The 20940-nt window shown below is 59.4% G+C and carries 15 protein-coding genes; 8 read left to right on the forward strand and 7 right to left on the reverse strand.

What is annotated here, in order from left to right:
* Positions 1–136 precede the first annotated feature (136 nt).
* On the forward strand, positions 137–955 hold the full coding sequence (locus WMO17_RS10245; protein ID WP_154256274.1) for an AraC family transcriptional regulator: 819 nt from the start codon (positions 137–139) through the stop codon (positions 953–955).
* 84 nt (positions 956–1039) lie between these two features.
* On the opposite strand, the gene WMO17_RS10250 is transcribed toward WMO17_RS10245, so the two are convergent.
* The 5 genes from WMO17_RS10250 to WMO17_RS10270 all read right to left on the reverse strand — a co-directional run bounded on the left by WMO17_RS10250 (position 1040) and on the right by WMO17_RS10270 (position 6543).
* The gene (locus tag WMO17_RS10250; protein WP_431732975.1) at positions 1040–1891 is read right to left on the reverse strand and encodes a carbohydrate ABC transporter permease; all 852 of its coding nucleotides are present in this window, start codon (positions 1889–1891) and stop codon (positions 1040–1042) included.
* 16 nt (positions 1892–1907) lie between these two features.
* Entirely contained in the window at positions 1908–2837 is a 930-nt protein-coding gene (locus WMO17_RS10255) for a carbohydrate ABC transporter permease (protein ID WP_120079897.1), read from the reverse strand.
* Positions 2838–3041: 204 nt separating this feature from the next.
* The gene (locus WMO17_RS10260; protein ID WP_097773807.1) at positions 3042–4433 is read right to left on the reverse strand and encodes an ABC transporter substrate-binding protein; all 1392 of its coding nucleotides are present in this window, start codon (positions 4431–4433) and stop codon (positions 3042–3044) included.
* 599 nt (positions 4434–5032) lie between these two features.
* Positions 5033–5650: a thymidine kinase gene (locus tag WMO17_RS10265; protein WP_005942920.1), complete on the reverse strand. Its 618-nt coding sequence runs from the start codon at positions 5648–5650 to the stop codon at positions 5033–5035.
* 251 nt (positions 5651–5901) lie between these two features.
* Positions 5902–6543 carry a redox-sensing transcriptional repressor Rex gene (locus WMO17_RS10270; protein WP_005942917.1) on the reverse strand — a complete coding sequence of 214 codons (642 nt, stop codon included), beginning with the start codon at positions 6541–6543 and terminating at the stop codon, positions 5902–5904.
* Between the two features lie 261 nt (positions 6544–6804).
* Between WMO17_RS10270 and WMO17_RS10275 the strand changes: the two genes are divergently transcribed.
* The 6 genes from WMO17_RS10275 (at position 6805) to WMO17_RS10300 (ending at position 17097) form a co-directional block, all read left to right on the forward strand.
* Positions 6805–7485, forward strand: a complete 681-nt coding sequence (locus WMO17_RS10275; RefSeq protein ID WP_223388636.1) for a ClpP family protease — start codon at positions 6805–6807, stop codon at positions 7483–7485.
* A gap of 102 nt (positions 7486–7587) precedes the next feature.
* Positions 7588–10515, forward strand: coding sequence for a DNA translocase FtsK (locus WMO17_RS10280; RefSeq protein ID WP_349138009.1), 2928 nt, complete (start codon positions 7588–7590; stop codon positions 10513–10515).
* Positions 10516–10565: 50 nt separating this feature from the next.
* Positions 10566–12632 (forward strand): YgiQ family radical SAM protein, encoded by a 2067-nt coding sequence (locus WMO17_RS10285; RefSeq protein WP_207698504.1) that lies wholly within the window; start codon positions 10566–10568, stop codon positions 12630–12632.
* Positions 12605–13753 (forward strand): ComEC/Rec2 family competence protein, encoded by a 1149-nt coding sequence (locus WMO17_RS10290; protein ID WP_349138010.1) that lies wholly within the window; start codon positions 12605–12607, stop codon positions 13751–13753. Before WMO17_RS10285 ends, WMO17_RS10290 begins: the two co-directional genes overlap by 28 nt.
* Positions 13754–13985: 232 nt before the next feature.
* Positions 13986–14672, forward strand: a complete 687-nt coding sequence (locus WMO17_RS10295; RefSeq protein ID WP_097773801.1) for a methionine synthase — start codon at positions 13986–13988, stop codon at positions 14670–14672.
* Positions 14659–17097, forward strand: coding sequence for a homocysteine S-methyltransferase family protein (locus WMO17_RS10300; protein ID WP_349138011.1), 2439 nt, complete (start codon positions 14659–14661; stop codon positions 17095–17097). Before WMO17_RS10295 ends, WMO17_RS10300 begins: the two co-directional genes overlap by 14 nt.
* A 612-nt stretch (positions 17098–17709) precedes the next feature.
* Here WMO17_RS10300 and WMO17_RS10305 read toward each other — a convergent pair.
* Positions 17710–18258 carry a phosphatase PAP2 family protein gene (locus WMO17_RS10305; protein WP_349138012.1) on the reverse strand — a complete coding sequence of 183 codons (549 nt, stop codon included), beginning with the start codon at positions 18256–18258 and terminating at the stop codon, positions 17710–17712.
* Positions 18259–18471: 213 nt separating this feature from the next.
* The gene (locus tag WMO17_RS10310; RefSeq protein WP_349138013.1) at positions 18472–19431 is read right to left on the reverse strand and encodes a carbohydrate kinase family protein; all 960 of its coding nucleotides are present in this window, start codon (positions 19429–19431) and stop codon (positions 18472–18474) included.
* 205 nt (positions 19432–19636) lie between these two features.
* Between WMO17_RS10310 and WMO17_RS10315 the strand changes: the two genes are divergently transcribed.
* Complete coding sequence (locus WMO17_RS10315) at positions 19637–20938, forward strand: MATE family efflux transporter (RefSeq protein ID WP_349138014.1); 1302 nt, start codon at positions 19637–19639, stop codon at positions 20936–20938.
* Positions 20939–20940 lie beyond the last annotated feature (2 nt).

Genomic DNA, 20940 nt, shown 5'->3' on the forward strand with positions numbered 1-20940 from the left:
TTGCCAGCTCCCCCGAAGGAGGGAGCTTTTATGGAGCGGAACGGTCAAATGCATAAAACCTCGCCCTTTGGGAGAGGTGGCATCGCGCAGCGATGACGGAGAGGGTTTTCCCTCGGAAGATGATGAGAAGTGTATTATGAGATCAGAACGTGAAAAGATCACCGGCAAGGTGGCCGCTGCCACCCTGCGTCTGAATGCGAACCGCTACGAGCTGCCGCCGGATGAGGACACCTGCTATCTGCTGCTGGTGTCGGAGGGCAGCGTCACGCTGGAATACGAGGGCGGGAATGTGCTGGTAAACCCCGGCAGCGCCGTGCTGCTTGGCCCCGGCGGCTGCCGCTTTGCACAGACCGGCAGCGCCGTGCCGCAGATCGTGGGGTGCCACTTTCCGCTGGGGATGCTGCATGATTTGAAAAACACAGCCGGGCGGGATTTCGGCCGCCTGTTTGCGCCCGGGGAGCGCACAGTGCTGTATGCACCGGTGCAGTGGCAGAGCCGCATCCGTACCCTGCTGGAAATGATGGCCAGCGCCAGCACCGAGCAGGATTACCCCGGCCCGCTGTACCTGCTGCTGATCCTGCACTATGTGGAGCAGGAGTGCATTGCCGAGAGCAGCGCTGTGGCGCGTCCCCACAACGAAACGGTGGAGCAGATCTGCGCCTACCTTGCGGCCAATTACCGGCAGAAGTTTTCCCTCACCGAGGTGGCGGCGCAGTTTTATCTTTCGCCCTACTACCTGAGCCGTTTGTTCCGGCGGGTAACGGGCCAGTCCATCGTGGATTACATCAACAACCGCCGCATCGAAGCGGCCCAGAAGCTGCTGGAAACAACTGAGCTTTCCATCAGTGCGGTGGCCGAGCAGACCGGCTTTGCCAGCGCCGCCCATTTCCGCCGGGTGTTCCGCGAGGTGATGGGTACTGGCCCACTGCAGTACCGCAAAGGACATAAGAAATAAGAAACACCCCCTGCGCCATCTACGGGAACGGCACAGGGGGTGTTTGTTTGTATCAGATAATCTTATGCTGTGCGGGGAAAGGGCTTAGCCCTTGACGGCACCGGCAGAGATACCTTCAACGAACTGGTCCTGTGCACAGAAGAAGACGATCAGCTGCGGCAGGATGGAGATGAGGGACAGAGCAAGGATCTTGTTCCAGGCGAAACCGGTATCACCGTCCATGGACAGCTTGACGAACAGGGACATCGGGTACTTACCGGGAGTGCTGACGTAAAGCAGCGGACCCATGAAGTCGTTGCAGCTCCACATGAACTGGAACAGTGCGCAGGACACCAGAGCGGGGCCAAGCATGGGCACGATGACCTTGTACAGGGTCTGGAAGGAGGAGCAGCCGTCGATGGCAGCGGCTTCGTCCAGATCACGGGGGACATTGCGCATGAACTGCACCAGCTGGTAGACGAAGTAGGTCTCGGTCGCAAATGCGCAGTGCACCCAGATAGCCAGATAGAAGGGGCTGTCCAGCCAGCCGAACTTGTTGTACAGCAGGTACTGCGGCACATTCAGAACGACCTGCGGCAGGAACAGGGTGGCCAGCATGATGTTGAACATCAGCTTACGGCCGGGGAAATCGAAGCGGCCAAAGCCGTAGGCAGCCACACAGGCGGAGACCACCGTGCAGATCACCTTGGGGATGACGTAGCTGTAGGTGTTCAGCATGGCCTGCAGGATGTTGATGGAACCGCCGAAGTTGTTCAGAGCGCCGCGGTAGCCATCCAGAGTGGGGTGCTTGATCCACAGGCTGATGCCTGCAAAGATCTCGCTGTTGTCCTTAAAGGTAGCGCTGATCATCCACAGCAGGGGATAGATCATGATGACGCCGACCAGGATCAGGACGAAATACTTGAAGAAGGTCGCGATTTTGTTCGATGCTTTCATTCCCATACTGGTCACCTTACCTTTCGTCAGAGTAGTAGACCCACTTCTTCTGGCTGGTGAATGCAATGATCGTCAGGATGCAGACGATGATGAACATGATCCATGCCAGAGCGGATGCCATACCCATGTCATAAGACTTGAATGCGTAGTTGTAGACCAGCAGAGAGATCAGCGTGGTGGAACCACGGGGGCCGCCGTTGGTGATGATGTAGGGGCCATTGAACTCCTGGAAAGCCTGGCAGATCTGAGTGACCAGATTGTAGAAGATGATGGGGGTGATCATCGGAACGGTGATGGAGAAGAACTGACGCCACTTGCCGGCACCATCAATGGTAGCGGCTTCGTACAGGTCTGCAGGCACGCCCTTCAGAGCGGCCAGGAACAGCACCATGGCAGAACCGAACTGCCAGATACGCAGGAAGCAGATGATCCACAGCGCGTAGCTGGGGTCAGACAGCCACTCGGGGCCCTGCACCAGACCAAAGGTGACAGCGCGCAGAACGGTGTTGAGCAGGCCGTCCACACTGAATACAGCCTTCCACAGAACGGCGATAGCAACAGAGCCGCCCAGAATGGAGGGGATGTAGTACACAGTACGGAACAGGTTGACGCATGCGATCTTGAAGTTCAGGATGTATGCGATGAACAGCGCAAAGACCAGCTTCAGAGGCACGGTGATGAAAGCGTACTTGAAGGTGATGAGCAGTGCCTTGGTGATCTTGGTGGTGGTAAAGGCCGTGATGTAGTTGGCCAGACCAACGAACTGGGTGCCGCTCTTGAAGAAGTTCATATCGGTGAAGCTGTAGTACAGCGACTGACCGAAGGGAACTGCCTTAAAGACGACGAAGCCGATGATCCAGGGGATCAGATAAAACAGACCCTGATATTTGTCCAGCCATTTCTGGAACGGGGTGCGCCCGATGGCGGGAGCATTGCTTTCTTTCATCTGGGAAATCCTCCTTTTTAAGGAATTTCGGAGCATGAGACGGACGAAGGGGTAACAGACTGGATACAGCTTTGTCAAGATTTTGTAATATATCTCTGACAAAAAAGGGGCATCTGCCGGTCGGGCGGCAGGTGCCCCTCAGGTTCAGTCAAAGGGTGCCCTTTTCTGTGCGTGACCGCACACGGCGGCACTCAAAAATGGAACTTAGCCGATGGTGTAGCCAACAGACTCCATGCCGTCCAGCAGGGTGTCAACAACGTCTGCGCCGGCAACGCCGTCGTAGTCAACGGTATCGAACACTTCCTGATAGATGCCGGTGCCGGAAGCCTTCAGGTCGTTGTTCTCGAACAGGGGATCCAGCTTGTTGGTGGTGAAGGCCATGACCTTGGCGTTTGCCTCAGCCACCAGATCCTTGACAGCGCCGGCAGCCTGAGCAGCAGCCAGACCAGCCTTGGAAGCGGGGATGCCGCACTCGGAACCCATGATGGAAGCGCCCTTCTCCTCGTTCAGCAGGAAGTTGATCAGGGTAGCAGCCTCGGCAACGCACTTGCTGGTCTTGGTGATGGCCAGACCCATGGAGACCTTGGAGAAGCCGCCGTTGTTGTCGCCGAACTTGATCTCTTCGCCAACGGTGAAGCCGTCCTTGTTGGCATCATCCAGAGCGGAGGAGTACTTGGAAGCAGCGGAATCCCACTCGAAGATGCCTGCGATCTTACCGGTGATCCACTCGTTGGACTGGTGGGTAGCGGTATCAGAGTTTGCGGAGTAGTAGGTCTTCAGGTTCATCATGACGTGGCCATCCACCAGGCTCTTGATGAAGTCGATGCCCTCAGCGATCTCGTCCTCGGTGTAGTTCAGGGTAGAGGTGACGGGGTCAGCCCAGTCCTTGCCGTACTTGGACTCGAGGTAGAAGACCATCAGTATCATACGGTCGTATGCGCCCAGATGCATGGGGTAGTAATCGTCGCCCAGCTTCTCCTTGAATGCCTTGCCGGCAGCCATCAGATCATCCAGAGACTTGGGAACTTCGGTGATGCCAGCCTTGTTGAAGGTGGTCATGTTCCAGAAGAAGATACGGCCGGTCATGGAAACGGGCACGCACTGCTGGCTGTTTGCAACGTAGCAGGCGTCCATGGCAGCGTCATCCCACTGGGTCAGATCCAGGAACTTGGAAACAGTGTTCAGGTCCACGAACTTGCTGCCATCAGCAGAGTAGTTGTACAGCCAGTTCCAGTTCACCTGGCACACATCCTGTGCGTTGCCAGCGATGAAGGCAGCTGCCATCTTCTCTTCCCAGCCGGACCATGCGGCGAAGGTGGGCTCGATGGTGATGTTGGTGTGCTCAGCCTGGAACTCCTTGATGGCGTTCTGGTAAGCCTCGTGACGGCTGTCGCCGCCCCACCAGCTGATGGTCATGGAAACAGGGCCGTCAGACAGTGCCAGGCTCTCGTCTGCAGAAGCAGCGGGAGCGGAAGAAGCGGTGGAAGCAGCAGAGCCGGATGCAGCAGAGTTGCCGCCGCAGGCAGCCAGAAGGCCGGCAGCGCCCACAGCGCCGGTGACCTTCATGAAATCACGACGAGAAATTGCCTTGCTCATTTTTGTTCTCCTCCTAAATACAGAAAACATCATCTCGAACGGGGGTCTGCACATACCCCGTTGTATACAATTATGATAACAAAACAACAACCAAAAAGAAAGACGCAAATTGCAGATATCTAAACAAAAAACGTACAAATATTGCTCTTGTTTCCGCGCAAGAATTGACGCCTTCGCTGAAATGAATAAACTTGGCTCGAAAAACTGTGCAACATGTATACTTCGCTATTTTGCATAGAAAACTGGGATGCATCATAGGAGGAACGTCGAATTTTGCAATAATTTTGTAAACATTCCGTTTCAGAACGTGGAAACGTTGCATACATTGTGGACGAACAACAGCTTAAAAAGCCCGGATGGGAGTCTTTGAACTGATATATCAATAGCGCAAAAAATGTGCACTCTGATATATCAATTGTTTGCGGCGGGCATCCGGCACCGGTCTTCGGGCATGGAAATCGGTGCTTTTTCGCCCTTTGGGGGGGTGAAGAAGCACCGACAGCGACATATTTTGCGCTGTTGTGTGGACTGCGCCTGTGGGCCGGGAATAAAAAAGAAAGGCTGCCGTGTCGTTGAACACAGCAGCCTTGTATACAAGTTTATTCAACCCGCGAAGCAGCTTTTTCGGCGTAGAACGCGCGCTTTGCCTTGAAATAGCACTGGGGGCACATGCTCACGTACTGCACATCGTTTTCCAGATCGATGGCCACCTGCTCGCCCTCAAAGACGAATCTGCCGTTCACCCTGCGGCAGTTGCAGATGGCCTTGCGGCCGCAGGTGCAGATGGTCTTCATCTCCTCGATGGTGTGGGCCAGCTCCAGCAGGCGGGTAGAGCCGGGAAAGCCCTTAAGCGAAAAATCTGCCCGCAGGCCGTAGCAGATCACCGGAATGTTCAAATCCACCGTTACCATGAACAGCTGTTCTGCCTGCTGCGCAGTGAAAAACTGGCTCTCGTCGCACAGCACGCAGGCCAGCGGCGCACCGTCAGCGTTGGCCGTGCGCACGGCCTCGAACACGTCCGTCTCCGGCGGGATCAGCAGATCAGCCTTGCGGCGCACGCCCAGACGGCTCACCAGCTCACCGCCGCCCTTGGTGTCCACCTGTGGCTTGAGGATCAGCACCCGCATCCCCTGTTCTTCGTAGTTGTGGGCTACCTGCATCAGGGCGGTGCTCTTGCCGCTGTTCATCGCGCCGTAACGGAAATACAGTTTTGCCATTTGAAAAACTCTCCTTACAGAACGAACCCTCTCAGCCAAAGCCTGACGGCTTTGCCAGCTCCCCCGATGGGGGAGCTTTTCTGTATCTTCCGGGCAGGCTGTCCCTGCGCCGGAGAAGCAGAAACTTTCCCGTCCCCACTCACAAAGCTCCCCTTTCGGGGGAGCTGTCGAGCGTATGCGAGACTGAGAGGGTTCAGCGGCATCTCAGGCTTTAACTGAGAGGGTTCTCTTATTACTTATAATAGGTACGTTCAGTCCTGATTGCGCAGGCGGTAGCCAAGGCTCATCAGGCTGTCGCCCAGATGGACGTTCTCCACCACCACATCGGGATACGGCACAGAGAGGTCATAGTGGGAGAAGTTCCAGAAGCCCTCGATGCCCAGATCCACCAGACGGCCGCTGACCTGTTCCGCACCGTCGCGGGGCACACAGAGCACTGCGACCTTGGGGTGATGCTCGGCACAGAAAGACTCCAGCTCGTCGATATGGCGGATCTGGATGCCGCTGATCTCCTTGCCCACCTCGCTCTGTGCCACATCAAAGGCGGCGATCAGGCGGTAGCCGTTGGTATCGGTGGTGATAAAGCGGCTCACTGCCTTGCCCAGACGGCCGCAGCCGATCAGGATGGTGGGCAGGCGGTCACCGTTGCCGAACAGCAGGCCTTCCAGAATGGAGAGCAGGTTTTCCACCGAGTAGCCAATGCCCTGCCGGCCATTCACATCGCCGATGCAGTTGAAGTCCTGCCGTACCTGCGAAGCGGTGGTGCCCATCTGAGCAGCCAGCTCGCGGGAAGAAATGCTGTTGATGCCGTCCGCCTGCAGAGAGCACAGATAGCGGTAATATTTGGGAAGACGCTTGATAACGGGAAGCGAAGCCCTTGCAGGAGTGTTCATAGAATACTTTCTCCTTTCGCTCTATCGCAGTACTTGCCGCAGCTGCCTGCTTTACAGATGCGGCACAAAGAAACCCCGATCCGTTTACGGGTTCATATTGCAGATATTACAGTCAATTATTTAAAGTATACTGCACCGATGGAGAATGTCAAATCATTCTCAAAAAATTTTTATGAAATGTTACCGCTTTTTTGCTGCAGCGGGTCTGCATAGCCCGGCACAGGCTGGGGAATGCTGACAAAAAACGCAGGAGGAAAGCACATGAATGATGAAACGCAGCAGACCGACGCGCGTCGGCTGGAAAAGGAAGAGATCGAGGATCTGGGCACGGTCACGCTGGCCCGCGGCGGGCATGTGATCCACTGCCTGACCGTCATCGGCCAGATCGAAGGCCATTCGGAAGCGCCGCAGGGCCAGAAGACCACGAAGTATGAGCATGTCATCCCGCAGCTGGTGGCCGCGCAGGAGGACCCCCGCATCGAGGGCCTGCTGGTGTTGCTGAACACGGTAGGCGGGGATGTGGAAGCGGGCCTTGCGCTGGCAGAGCTGATCGCCAGCGTGTCCAAACCCAGTGCAACGCTTGTGCTGGGCGGCGGGCACTCCATCGGTATCCCGCTTGCCGTCAGCGCCCGGCGCAGCTTCATCGTGCCCACGGCCACCATGACCGTGCACCCGGTGCGGCATTCCGGTGTCATTCTGGGGGTGCCGCAGACCATGCGCAGCTTTGAGCAGATGCAGCAGCGCATCACCGGCTTTGTGGCGGCCCACAGCGGCATGACCGAAAAACGCTACACCGACCTGATGCTCCACACCGGCGAGCTGGTGATGGACATGGGCACCGTGCTGGATGGACGCCGGGCCGTGAAGGAAAAGCTCATCGACGAGCTGGGCGGGCTTTCGGATGCGCTGGCGTGGCTGTATAAAGAGATTGAACGCAAATGAAGGCCGATTTTGTACAACAATAGGTTTGCCATTTTCTTCCCTGCGTGGTACAATAATAAAATCAAATAGTGTGTCTACTACAAACGCGGGGAACAAAGAAACATGGCAACAAAAAAACGTAAAACGACAACACGGCGCGCAGCATCGCGCAAAAAACGCGCAGAACAGCGGCTTCCGGCGGGGCTTGGCACCCTGTTTGCAGGCCTTTTGCTGGTGGTGCTGGCCTTTGTGGAGGGAGATTCGGCATGGAAGGCCCTGCACGATGTGCTGTTCGGACTTTTTGGCTGCGGCAGCTTTGTGCTGGGCGCGGCAGTGTGCTGCCTTGCTGTGCAGTATACCCGGGGCGAAGACCTTCTGCCCAAGATCTTCAAGCTGGTTCTTGGGCTGGTGTTTGCCTGCGGCACGATGATCGTTTTTTCCGATATCCAGCCGCAGGGCATGTCGGCATTCCAGATGACAGCTGCCTGCTACGCAAACGGCGTGAATGCATGGATCGGCGGCGGTGCGCTGGGTGCACTGCTGGGCGGCAGCCTGCTGCTGCTGTGCGGACGGCCTGCGGCAACCCTTATCATGATCGTGCTGGCACTGTGTGTCAGCCTGTACATTTTTGATTTGACCCCGGCAGAGGTGTGGCAATGGCTGTGCGCTGCGTTTGGCGGCGTGCACGCAAAGGGTGCGGCCATGGCGCAGCAGAGCGCAGCCCGCCGCGCTGAACGTGCCGCTGCCCGCGCGGCAGAAGCCGAGGCTGAGGAAGACTACGACGAAGCAGAAGATGAATACCGGGATGAGGAAGATGCCGAAGAGGAGATGGAAACTCCGGCTTTCCGCATCGGTGTGCCGGACTGGCTGAACGGCATCCGCCACTGGGGCCACAAGGTGACCGAAGAGATGGAGGCGGAGGAGCCGGAGGCCGCCCCGCAGCCGGAGCCGCCCGCAGATACTTCCGGCCAGCCGCTTGCCCAGCCGGAGCCTGCCGCCCCGGCCATCACGCCGGTGCAGGTACGGGTATCCCGGCCCCGGGCTTCCTTTGACGTAGACCTTGGCCCCGACCACACTGAGGTGAAGGAGGGCGGCAGCGAACCCATCGAGCCGCTCATCGTGGGCCCGGGCGGCACCTTTGGGCAGAACCCGCTGCGCCCGGCCCCCAGACCTGCCCCGCAGCCCATCGTACAGGACGCGGTGGAGACCGATGCATCCGATTTCTTTGCAAAAGCTGCACAGCCGGTGCAGCCTGCGGCAGCGGAAAGCTTTGATACTCCGGTCATGACCCCGGCAATGCCGACGGCCCAGCCGGAAAGCCCGGCAGCGGCAGTCACGCCGGAGATGCCCGCCGTGCCCATCCAGCCCGCAGTCCCGGCGGCACCCGCCCGGGTGAGCGCCGAAAACGCCGTTGCCATGCGCGGCACACCCGACGAGGACGGCTGGATCAGCATTACCAGCGAACCGGTGGAGGAAAAGGATATTAGCACGCTGGTGGCAGCGGCAATGGAAAAGCCTGCCGCTTCCGAGCAGGCCGCGGCAGCGGCCCCTGTGGACGAGACCGAACCGGTGGATACTTATCAGTACCAGTATCCGCCCATTGAGCTGTTTGAAAAATCGCAGGACGAGACCGACCCCGGCGCGCAGGAAGAGCTGAAAGCCAACGCCCAGAAGCTGGTGGACACGCTGGAAAGCTTTGGCGTGCGCACCCGTGTGCTGGATATCTCCCGCGGGCCGTCCGTTACCCGGTACGAGGTGCAGCCCATGGCGGGTGTCAAGATCAGCCGCATCACCTCGCTGGCAGACGATATCGCCCTGAACCTTGCGGTGGCGGACGTGCGTATGGAAGCACCCATCCCCGGCAAGCCTGCCGTGGGCATTGAGGTGCCCAACCACAAAAAGACCCCGGTGTATATTCGCAGCGTGTTCGAGAGCCAGAGCTTTTTGCGCATGACCTCACCTCTGGGCATTGCGCTTGGTAAGGACATTGCCGGTGTGGCACAGGTGGCAGACCTGTGCAAGATGCCCCATCTGCTCATTGCAGGCAGCACCGGCAGCGGTAAATCCGTGTGCGTGAACAGCATCATCATGAGCCTGCTGTTCCGCTCCAGCCCGGAGGACGTGAAGCTGCTGCTGATCGACCCCAAGGTGGTGGAGCTGGCCGAGTACAACGGCATTCCCCACCTGCTGATGCCGGTGGTCACCGAGCCGAAAAAGGCCGCAGGTGCCCTTGGCAGCGCGGTGCAGGAGATGGAGCGCCGCTATCATCTGTTTGCAGAGAACAATGTGCGCGACATCAAGTCTTTCAACAAGCTGGCCGCAGAACGGCCTGATCTGGAAAAGATGCCCTACATCGCCATTATCATCGACGAGCTGGCCGATCTGATGATGGTGGTGGGCAAGGATGTGGAGGACTCCATCTGCCGCATCGCCCAGAAGGCCCGCGCTGCCGGTATGCACCTGATCGTAGCCACCCAGCGCCCCAGCGTGGACGTGATCACCGGCCTGATCAAGGCCAACATCCCCAGCCGCATCGCATTTGCAGTGTCCAGTCAGGTGGACAGCCGCACTATTCTGGACGGCTCCGGTGCCGAAAAGCTGCTGGGCATGGGTGATATGCTGTTCATGCCCGTGGGTGCGCCCAAGCCTACCCGTATTCAGGGCACTTTCGTGCGGGATGAGGAGATCAGCCGTGTGCTGGACTTCATCAAGCAGAGCGGCACCGTGCAGTATGACGAAGCCATGATCGAAGCCATGGAAAAGCACGCCATTCAGGACGGCAAGAAAGGCAGCGGCGGCGCGGACTCCGACGAGGATCCCGATACCGACCCGATGTTCAAGCAGGCCGTGGAGGTGGTCATCGATGCCGGTCAGGCCTCCACCAGCCTGCTGCAACGCCGCTGCAAGCTGGGCTACGCCCGCGCGGCCCGTATCATGGACGAGATGGAACAAAAAGGCATCATCGGACCCTACGAGGGTGCCAAGCCCCGCGCTGTGCTTATCAGCCGCCAGCAGTGGCTGGAAATGCAGATGAACCAACCGGAGGAATAAAAATAAAAGAGCACTCGCCCGTGTTCAACCAAGAATGAGGATATTAGCAAATGGACAACTCTTCCCCTAAGATCTACACCGAATTTCTTCCCATCAGCCGGGCCGATATGGAGGCCCGCGGGTGGGAGCAGCTGGACTTTGTGGTGGTGGGCGGCGATGCCTATGTGGACCACCCCAGCTTTGGCACTGCCATCATCAGCCGTCTGCTGGAAGCCGAGGGCTATAAGATCGGCGTGCTGGCCCAGCCACGCTACACCGACTGCGAGGACTTCAAGCGGTTCGGCAAGCCGAAGTACGGCTTCTTCATCGGCGGCGGCAACGTGGACAGCATGGTCAGCCACTATTCCGTGGCAAAGATCCCCCGCGCCGAGGACGAATACTCCCCCGGCGGCAAGGGCGGCGCACGCCCGGACCGCAGCGCCACCGTGTACACCCGCCTTGCCAAGCAGGCCTATCCCGACCTGCCGGTGATTCTGGGCGGTCTGGAGGCGTCCCTGCGCCGCTTTGCCCACTATGACTACTGGCTGGACACCGTTCTGCCCAGCATCGCCGAGGATTCCGGCGCGGACATCATCAGCTTTGGCATGGGCGAGCACCAGACCGTGGAGATCGCCCGCCGCCTTGCCGCCGGGGAGCCGGTGGAGAGCATCACGGACGTGGACGGCACCTGTTACATGACCGACTTCGACCATCTGCCCGAGCGCTACGTGGAGTGCGCAGGCTTTAAAAAGGTGGCGTCGGATAAGACGGCGTATGCCAAGGCCTGCCGCATCCAGATGGACAATCAGGATGTGGTCAGCGGCCAGATCATCGTGCAGAAGCAGAGCGAAAAGTATCTGGTGCAGAACATCCCCGCAAAGCCGCTGGTGCGCGGGGAGCTGGATAAGGTCTACGCCCTGCCCTACACCCGCCGTTACCACCCCATCTACGAGAGCATGGGCGGCGTGCCCGCCATCCGTGAGGTGCAGTTCTCCATCATCCAGAACCGCGGCTGCTTTGGCGGCTGCAACTTCTGCGCCATCCAGCTGCATCAGGGGCGGCGTGTCACCAGCCGCAGCGCGGACAGCATCGTGGCAGAAGCCGAGCGCATGACCCACGAGCCGGATTTCAAGGGCTACATCCACGATGTGGGCGGCCCCACCGCAAACTTCCGCTTTCCCTCCTGCCGGGAGCAGATGCTGCGGGGCATGTGCACCGGCGGCAAGCACTGTCTTGCCCCCACCACCTGCTCCCACATGATCGTGGACCACAGCGACTACCTGAAGATCCTGCGCCGGGTGCGGGAGCTGCCGGGCGTGAAAAAGGTGTTCATCCGCAGCGGTATCCGGTTCGACTACCTGATGGCCGACCCGGACGACACCTTCTTCAAGGAACTGGTAGAGTACCATGTGTCCGGCCAGCTGAAGGTGGCTCCGGAGCACTGTGCCCCCAACACGCTGGCCTACATGGGCAAGCCGCCCATCGAGACCTTCAACAAGTTCAAGGATAAGTTCTATGAGCTGAGCAAAAAGGCCGGCAAAAAGCAGTATCTGGTGCCCTATCTGATGTCCAGTCACCCGGGCAGCACCCTCAAGGATGCGGTCTATCTGGCAGAATATCTTTATAAAAACCACATGCGCCCGGAACAGGTGCAGGATTTTTACCCCACCCCCGGCACTGTGAGCACCTGCATGTTCTACACCGGCCTTGACCCCTACACCCTGAAGCCGGTGTTTGTGGAAAAGACCCCCGAGGGCAAGGCGCTGCAGCGGGCGCTGCTGCAATACTACGAGCCTCGCAACGCCGAGAAGGTAGTCAAGGCGCTGAAGATGACCCACCGGGAGGACCTGATCCCCCTGCTGGTGCCCGCCGTAGGCCGCCGCGCCGTGCAGCGCTCTGCCCGCCGGGCCGAAGCCGCCGATGTGACGATCCACAATGACGGCACCTATACGGTGCGCCCGAACCAGAAGGGCCATAACGGCAAGCCTGCCCACGGCCAGAGCCGTGCCGCTGCACCGACAGGCCGTGCGCCCAGCCCCGGCGCACGCTTTGCGCCCCATTCGGCACCCGCGCGCAAGCCAAAAAACGATCAACAGAAAGAGAACACAACGTGGAAAACTGGAAAGAAGAAAAAGTAAACGCGCCTAAGAAAGGCCTGTGGCAGCGCCTTGCTGCGCTGGCCGCTGCCGCCGCACTGGTGCTGAGCCTTGCGGGCTGCAGCGGGCTGCCGTCCGTCCCGGGCGGAAGCGCCGATGTAGTGCCGAACCCGTCCGCTTCTGCTGCGGCGGCTGTGGATACGGTGGACGCACCCTTGGAGGTGCATTTCATCGATGTGGGTCAGGCGCTGAGTGTGCTGGTGGAATGCGACGGACAGTTCATGCTCTACGACGGCGGCAATGTGGACGACGGCAGTCTCATCGTCTCTTACCTGCAGAGTCAGGGGGTGGAACAGCTGGAATATGTGTTCTGCTCCCACGCGCATGAGGATCATGTAGGCGGCTTGGCTGCCGCACTGGCCTACTTCCCGGCGTACCATGTGTACAGCCCGGTGACCGATGCCTCCACCAAGTGCTTTCAGGATTTTGTTAAATACACCCAACAGCAGGGCCTGCAGGTAGAGGTGCCCGCCGTGGGCACGATGTGGCCGCTGGGCGGCGCTACCGTGACCATGCTTGGCCCGGTGGCACAGTACAGCGACACCAACGATACCTCCATTGTGCTGCGCATCGACTACGGCTCCACCAGCTTCCTGCTGACCGGCGACATGGAAAAGACTGCGGAGACCGACCTTGTGAACAGCGGCGCGAACCTCAGGGCCGATGTGCTGCAGGTGGGCCACCACGGTTCCAGCACCTCCACCAGCTACCTCTTCCTGAACGCGGTGCTGCCGGAAATGGGCATCATCTCCTGCGGCGTGAACAACAAGTACGGCCACCCGCACGAGGAAACGCTGAGCATCCTGCGGGATGCCGGGGTGGATGTGTACCGCACCGACCTGCAGGGCACCATCACCATTGGCAGTGACGGCCAGAACTACACCGTGGGCACCGAGCACTTTGCGGCAGATTCCGCGCTGAACCCCACCGACCCGGCGGCATCCAGCACGGCCCAGCAGGCGTACATCGGCAATGTGAACAGCAAAAAGTTCCATCTGCCTACCTGCCCGAACCTGCCGGCAGAGAAGAACCAGATCCTCTTCTCCAGCTATCAGGAAGCCGTGGAAGCAGGCTATACGCCCTGTTCCAGCTGCATCAAATAAAGAACGAACTCCCCCAGTCTGCTTCACAGACAGCCCCCTCTGGGATGGGGCCTTTGGCAAAACCGAAAAGCTTACCTTTTCGACAGAGGCTCCCTCCTTGAGGGAGCTGGCACGGCGTGAGCTGTGACTGAGGGAGTTTTCTTTTATCCGCCGCTCTGCGGGATTGATAAAATCCCACAGGTGCGGTATACTTAAGACCACTTTATTTCAAAAAAGCAAGGAGGTGTGGCGGATGATCGGTGCACCGCAGCCGCTGGTGCTGGCAAAACCGGCGGCGATCGATACAGCACAGGCAGCGCGGTATTTCGGGGCCAGAGGGGAACCGGACGACCGCACCATGACCCTGTTGGAAACATGCGCCATGCCGCTGCTGGCGGCGGCAACGCCCCGGGCGGTCTGGCTGGAAGCGGACACGGCTGCCCTTGCCGAAGCAGGCATCCTGCGGGGTGGGGATGTGATGAAGCATCTGGAAAACTGCCCGCAGGCGGTGCTGCTGGCCGTGACCCTTGGCCCCGGCGTGGATGCACAGATCCGCCGTGCCGGTGTGGGAGATATCGCGGCGGGCGTTGCGTCCGACGCACTGGGCAGCGCGCTGGCCGAGCAGGCCGCAGACGCAGCCGAAGCAGAGCTGCGCCAGTGGGCCGCAAAAGAGGGAAAGTATTTGACCGGGCGGTTTTCGCCCGGCTACGGTGACTGGGATATTGCAGTACAGCCGCTGGTGGCAAACGCGCTGGATACGGTGCGCCGGGCGGGCCTGTGTGTGACCGATACCAACCTGATGACCCCGCGCAAGAGCGTGACGGCCATTCTGGGGGTCAGCGGCCACCCGGTAAAGGGAAAACTGGCCGGGTGCGGCCACTGCGTGCTGCGCACCCGGTGTGAGTATAGAAAGAGGGGAAAGACCTGTGCAAGCGAGTGAACTTTTCAAGCAGAGCAATACCGTCCTGCTGGACGGCGGCATGGGCACCATGCTGCAGGCTTCGGGCCTGAAGCTGGGTGCAAAGCCGGAGGAGCTGAACATCACCAATCCGGAGCTGATCGAGAGCATCCATGCCAAGTATGCCGCTGCGGGCAGCCGCATCGTCAACGCCAACACCTTTGGCGCATCGGCCCACAAGCTGGCGGGCAGCGCCTACAGTCTGGAAGAAATCATTGCGGCGGGCATCGCCAACTGCAAGCGCGCCTGTGCGCCCTACGGTGCCCTGACCGCGCTGGATGTCGGCCCGCTGGGAGAACTGCTGGAACCCAGCGGAACGCTGGCCTTTGAGGATGCGGTGAGCGAGTATGCGCGCATCGTCCGGGCAGGCGCTGCCGCCGGGGCCGACCTCATTTTCTTTGAGACCTTTACCGATCTGTACGAGCTGAAAGCCGCTCTGCTGGCAGCAAAGGAAAACAGCGGCCTGCCTATCTTAGCCAGCATGAGCTTTGAAGCCGGCGGGCGCACCTTTACCGGCTGCACGGTGGAAAGCTTCGGCGTGACCGCCCGTGGCCTGGGTGCCAACGCGGTGGGCATCAACTGCTCACTGGGCCCCAAGGAGATCTTTCCCATGGCAAAGCGTCTGGCAGAGGCTGTGCCCGGCGACTTTCCGGTGTTCGTCAAGCCCAATGCGGGCCTGCCCCGGGCCGACGGCAGCGGCTACGATATCACTCCGCAGCTCTTCGCCATGGAAATGAAGCCCTACCGGGACCTGCACCTGTTTGCGGCGGGCGGTTGCTGCGGCACTACGCCGGAGTTCATCAAGCTGCTGAACAGCGTTTTTGCAGGCTGCGTACCCGGCCGTTCGGCCCACAAAATGCCCTCGGTGCTCTGCACGCCGGTGGATTTCGTCAACGTGGACGGCATCACGGTGGTGGGTGAGCGCATCAACCCCACCGGCAAAAAGCGCTTCCAGCAGGCACTGCGGGAAGAGGATATGAACTACGTTCTGGAGCAGGCGGTCAGTCAGGTGGAAGCCGGTGCTCAGGTGCTGGACGTGAACGTGGGTGCACCCGGCGTGGACGAGCCTGCCCTGATGCCCAAGGTGGTCAAGGCCCTGCAGAGCGTCACCAGCCTGCCGCTGCAGCTGGATTCCTCCAATGTGGAGGCGCTGGAAAACGGTCTGCGCGTGTACAACGGCAAGCCCATCGTCAACTCTACCAACGGCGAGCAGGAAAAGCTGGACGCGATCCTGCCCCTGTGCAAAAAGTACGGTGCGGCCATCGTGGGTCTTGCCATCGATGAGCGGGGCATTCTGCCCGCCGCCGAGGACCGGGTGGCCATTGCCCGCCGCATCACGGAGGCGGCCCTTGCCGTCGGCATCCCGCGGGAGGACATCTACATCGACTGCCTGACCCTGACCGCCAGCGCCCAGCAGAAGGACGTTCTGGCCACCGTGCAGGCACTGGAAGCCTGCAAAAAAGAGCTGGGGGTGCGCACCATTCTGGGCGTGTCCAACATCAGCTTCGGCCTGCCCTGCCGCCCCTATCTGAACACCACCTTCCTCACCATGGCGATGTATGCGGGCCTTGACCTCGCCATCATGAACCCTTCCAGCGAGGACATGATGGCGGCAGTGTACGCTTACAATGTGCTGACCAACCGCGACCCGCAGAGCACCAAATACATTGAGCGCTATGCCGACCATGTGCCCGCCTCGGTGGCCCTCAAGCAGGCCGCGCAGGCGGTGCCTGCGGCTTCGGCATCCGCATCCGGTGAGAGCGCAGAGCTTACCGGCCCTTACGCTCCACTGATGAAGGCAGTGGAAAAGGGCCTGAAGGGCGATGCCGCCGCCCAGACCAAGGCACTGCTGGCCGAAAAGCAGCCGCTGGAAGTGGTGGACGAAGCACTGATCCCGGCGCTGGACATCGTGGGTGCCAAGTATGAGAAGGGCACGCTGTTCCTGCCGCAGCTGCTGCAGGCCGCAAGTGCGGCCCAGAGCGCCTTTGAGGAGATCAAGAACGTCATTGCCCAGAAGGGCGAGGGCAGCGCCAGCAAGGGCCGCATCGTGCTGGCCACCGTCAAGGGCGACGTGCACGACATCGGCAAGAACATCGTCAAGGTCATTCTGGAAAACTACGGCTTTGAGGTGATCGACCTGGGCCGTGATGTGCCGGTGGAGACGGTGGTGAACACCGTGCGGGAAAAGAATGTGCATCTGGTGGGCCTTTCCGCCCTGATGACCACTACCCTCAAGAGCATGGAGGAAACCATTGCCGCCCTGCACGAAGCAGGCTTGGACTGCAAGATCATGGTGGGCGGTGCGGTGCTCACGCCGGAATATGCCGAGAAGATCGGCGCGGACTGGTACGCCAAGGATGCCAAGCGCAGCGCGGACATCGCCAAGGAATTTTTCGGGGCGCAGTAAAAGCATGAATGCAGGCCAGTAGGAAGCTTTCTCCGCGAACAGCCCGGGACTCCAGTCCCGCCCCAACGCTTATGCGCGGGGCCTCCTTTGACAACACCTGAAAATCTATTTGCAAATTGTTCAAAAACTCCACAAAGAAATGCCACGATTGTCTGGTAGTATAAGGGTGCAGTCAGGGAGATGCAAAGACACCTCCCAAAAGCCGACAAGGGCTTTCACCTGCGGGGGCTGGTGCATCTTGCACAGCTCAGCAGGTACTTATTAAAACACTGTCCCCCGCCTATGCCAGGCAATCGCCAACGACGGCGGACAGACTACCAAATCCCTCCTGATCCGCCGCAAAGTTCGGGAGTTCTCATACCGCAGCCAGCACCGCTTTATCCTCCTTTCCACGGTGCTGGCTGCTTTTGTTTTTACCTGAATGCAAGAGAACGATTGGGAATAGCCGCCGCGTGCGCTTTGGCTGTTTTAGCGGAAATTCTATTATAATTAGTTGAGCCTCGGAAAAATCTGCGGATTTTTCCGAGGCTCTTTTTCACGAATAGGATCGAAGCGATATACTTCATCTGAATGTAAAAAGCAAAGCGAGAACGAGTGCGAGGCGAAATTGGTTTATACAGTTCGTTTTACTTCACTGCGTTTCGCCCATTTGTTGCTGATCTTATCTGACAGCAGGGAGCCGCAGGCCCCCAATGCAAGGCCCAGTGCCACGCCGCCCAGAATGTCGGTGGGGAAATGCACATACAGGTACATCCGCGTGAAGCCGATGAACCCGGCCAGCACAAGAGCCGGGACGCCGAGCCTGCGGTTCTGTAGCCAGAGCGCAAAGGCAGCGGCAAAGGCGGAGGATGTGTGTCCGGAAGGGAAGGACCAGCCATGGGGCCGAGCCACCAGCGTGAGCATCTCCGGCCGGAGGTCGCAGGGGCGTGGGCGTGCGAACAGCGGCTTTAAGGCGCAGTGGCCCGCCAGCATATAAAGGCCCAGCGCCAGCGCCATGGCCAGCCCGGCCCGGCGGGTGCGCCGGAACGCCAGCAGCACCGCCGTGAAGGCAATCCAGATCTCGCCGCGGGCACCGGCCTGATCGAAAAACACCGCCAGTGCATCCAGCACCGGACAGCGCAGAGCCTGCAAGGCATCCAGAAGGGTAAATTCAAAGGACATGGATAAAGCCTCCCTGCTTGTTGTTCTTGCCCTTATGGTAACATGGAACCGGGCAGAGAATAAGAACAAGGCTTGTACAAAGGATAAACAAATCTTAAACCGGCAGAAAAGATGTCGGAAACAGGACAAAACTGGAATATGATGGTGTAATACTACAGATAGTAAATAGAAAAGAGACCCTGCGGTTTTGTGACGTAGGGCATATTGTATGTTTTACTGCATCTGGTCAAGGGTGGGGTAGCTGTCGATGGCACCATTCGTCTGCACGCTGATGCCGCAGAACTGGTTGGAAAAGGCAAGGTATTCGTTCAGCTTTGTTTTGCTGAGCTTTGCCAGTTTTTCCAGTGTCACGCCGTCACGTTCCAGCTGCCACAAAAACGAGCCGATGAAGCCGTCGCCTGCGCCGGTGGTGTCCACAGCCCGGACTTTCCGGCAGGGGGCAAAGCCGTGGGCGGTGCGGGTATAGGCGTGGGCACCGCTGCTGCCGCAGGTGTACAGCACCAGCTGCACATCACCCACGAACAGCTGCGGCAGGGCGGATTCAATGTCCGCAGTGCCGGTGAGAAATTCCAGCTCTTCGTCCGAAATTTTGAGGATGTTGGAAAGCGGCAGGAACTGCAGCACCGTCCCGCGCAGCATGTCGCGGTCCGGCCAGAGGGGAAAGCGCAGGTTCGGGTCAAAGCTGACGATAGCACCAGCTTCGCGTGCGGAGGCAATGGCCGCAAGGTGAGCGTAGCGCATGGGGCTGTCCGCCAGCGAGACACTGCAGAAATGCAGGGCAAAGGCATCGGCGAACCATGCCGGGTCGATCTGCTCCGGAGAATAAAGCAGGTCCGCCGAGGGTTTGCGGTAGAAGCTGAAGGTACGGCTGCCGTCCTCTTCCAGACTGACGAAGGCAAGGGCCGTGTTGGCCTTGTCGGTAAAGGCCAGATGGGAGAGGTCGATGCCGCAGGCTTCCAATTCCCGGGCGATCTTGTGGCCGAAGGGGTCGTCGCCCAGCTGGCTCAGAAAAGCACTTTTGCCGCCCAGCCGGGCAAAGGCCGCGCACACGTTGGCCGGTGCGCCGCCAGTGCGCGGGCTGAACGAGGGGACCTCGTCAAAAGAACAGCCCACCCTGGACGGGATCATATCGATGAGTGCTTCGCCAATGGAAAACAGTGTGCTGCCGGACATAGAGAACCTCCCAAATTAAGATGCTGGTAATAAAAGACTTCCCCCGGCGAGGGGGATGATTTTGTGACCGCTCCCAGTGTAAGGGCCAGAGCCCGGGCTGTCAATGCTTTTTTGCACGGTACAGGGCGTTTTTGTGTTGACTTGCATTTTGGGGTGTGCTAAAATATGCCGGTATGCGTAAAAAATGCCATGAAAGGGAACTTGGATGAACCTGACAAAACAGTTCTTTAAATATGTATCACAGAATATCTTCGGCCTGCTGGGTACCTCGTGCTACATTCTGGCCGATACCTATTTCATCTCGCAGGCGGCGGGTACCGACGGCGTGACCCTGCTCAACCTCTGCCTGCCGGTCTACAACTTCATCTTTGCCGTCGGCTCCATGGTCGGCCTTGGCGCGGCCACCCGCTATGCCATCCTCAGGGCGCAGGGAGACGAGCGCTGCCAGCGCTATTTTTCCAATGCCATCTTCTGCGCCTGTGTGCTCAGCGTGCCGTTCCTGCTGGTGGGCATTTTTGCGCCCGGCGGCCTTCTGCGGCTGATGGGCGGTGATGCGGGGATCATGGCGCTGGGCATCCCGTATGCCCGTATCTTCCTTATGTTCACGCCCTTCTTCATGTGCAACTATATCGTGTCGGCCTTTGTGCGCAACGACGGCGACCCTTCCCTTGCCATGGTGGCTACCCTGAGCAGCAGCCTGTTCAATGTGGTGTTCGACTATATTTTCATGTTTCCCATGGGGCTGGGGCTGGCCGGTGCGGCGCTGGCCACCGCCGTGTCTCCCATCATCAGCATTTCCATCTGCAGCCGCCACTTCTTTAAAAAGGAGAACAGCGTGCAGTTCGTGCGCCAGCGCCCCTCGGCAAGGCTGCTGGGCCAGAGCTGCCAGCTTGGCATCTCCGGCTTTGTGGGTGAGATGTCCTCCGGCGTTACCACCACCGTGTTCAACTTCCTGCTGCTGGGTCTGGCGGGCAATGTGGCCGTGGCGGCCTATGGCGTGGTGGCGAACTTTGCGCTGGTGGCAACGGCCATCTTCAACGGCGTAGCACAGGGTGCACAGCCGCTGGTGAGCGAGTGCTACGGCAAAAGCGACAAGGCCGGTGCCAGAAAGCTGCTCATCCTGGGCAGCTGCACCGCACTGGTGCTGGCAGCGGTGCTGTACGGCATCATCTTTGGTGCTACCGATGCACTGGTTGACGTGTTCAACAGCGAAAGCTCCGCCCGGATGGCCCAGTTTGCCCACATGGGCATGAGGCTGTACTTTGTGGGCTACTTCTTTGCCGGGTTCAACATCGTGGCGGCGGGCTATCTGAGTGCGACCAACCGCCCGGTGGAAGCCTCCGTCACCTCCATCTGCCGCGGCATGGTGGCCATCGTGGCCTGCTCGCTGGTGCTGAGCCGCCTGTTTGGCATGAATGGTGTGTGGGCAGCGTTCCCGGCATCGGAACTGCTCACCGCAGTGCTGACCCTGTTTTTGCTGCTGCGCGGTAAAAAGCAGACCGCATAGCC

Source organism: Faecalibacterium faecis (assembly GCF_040096475.1).
Classification (GTDB): Bacteria; Bacillota; Clostridia; order Oscillospirales; family Ruminococcaceae; genus Faecalibacterium; species Faecalibacterium taiwanense.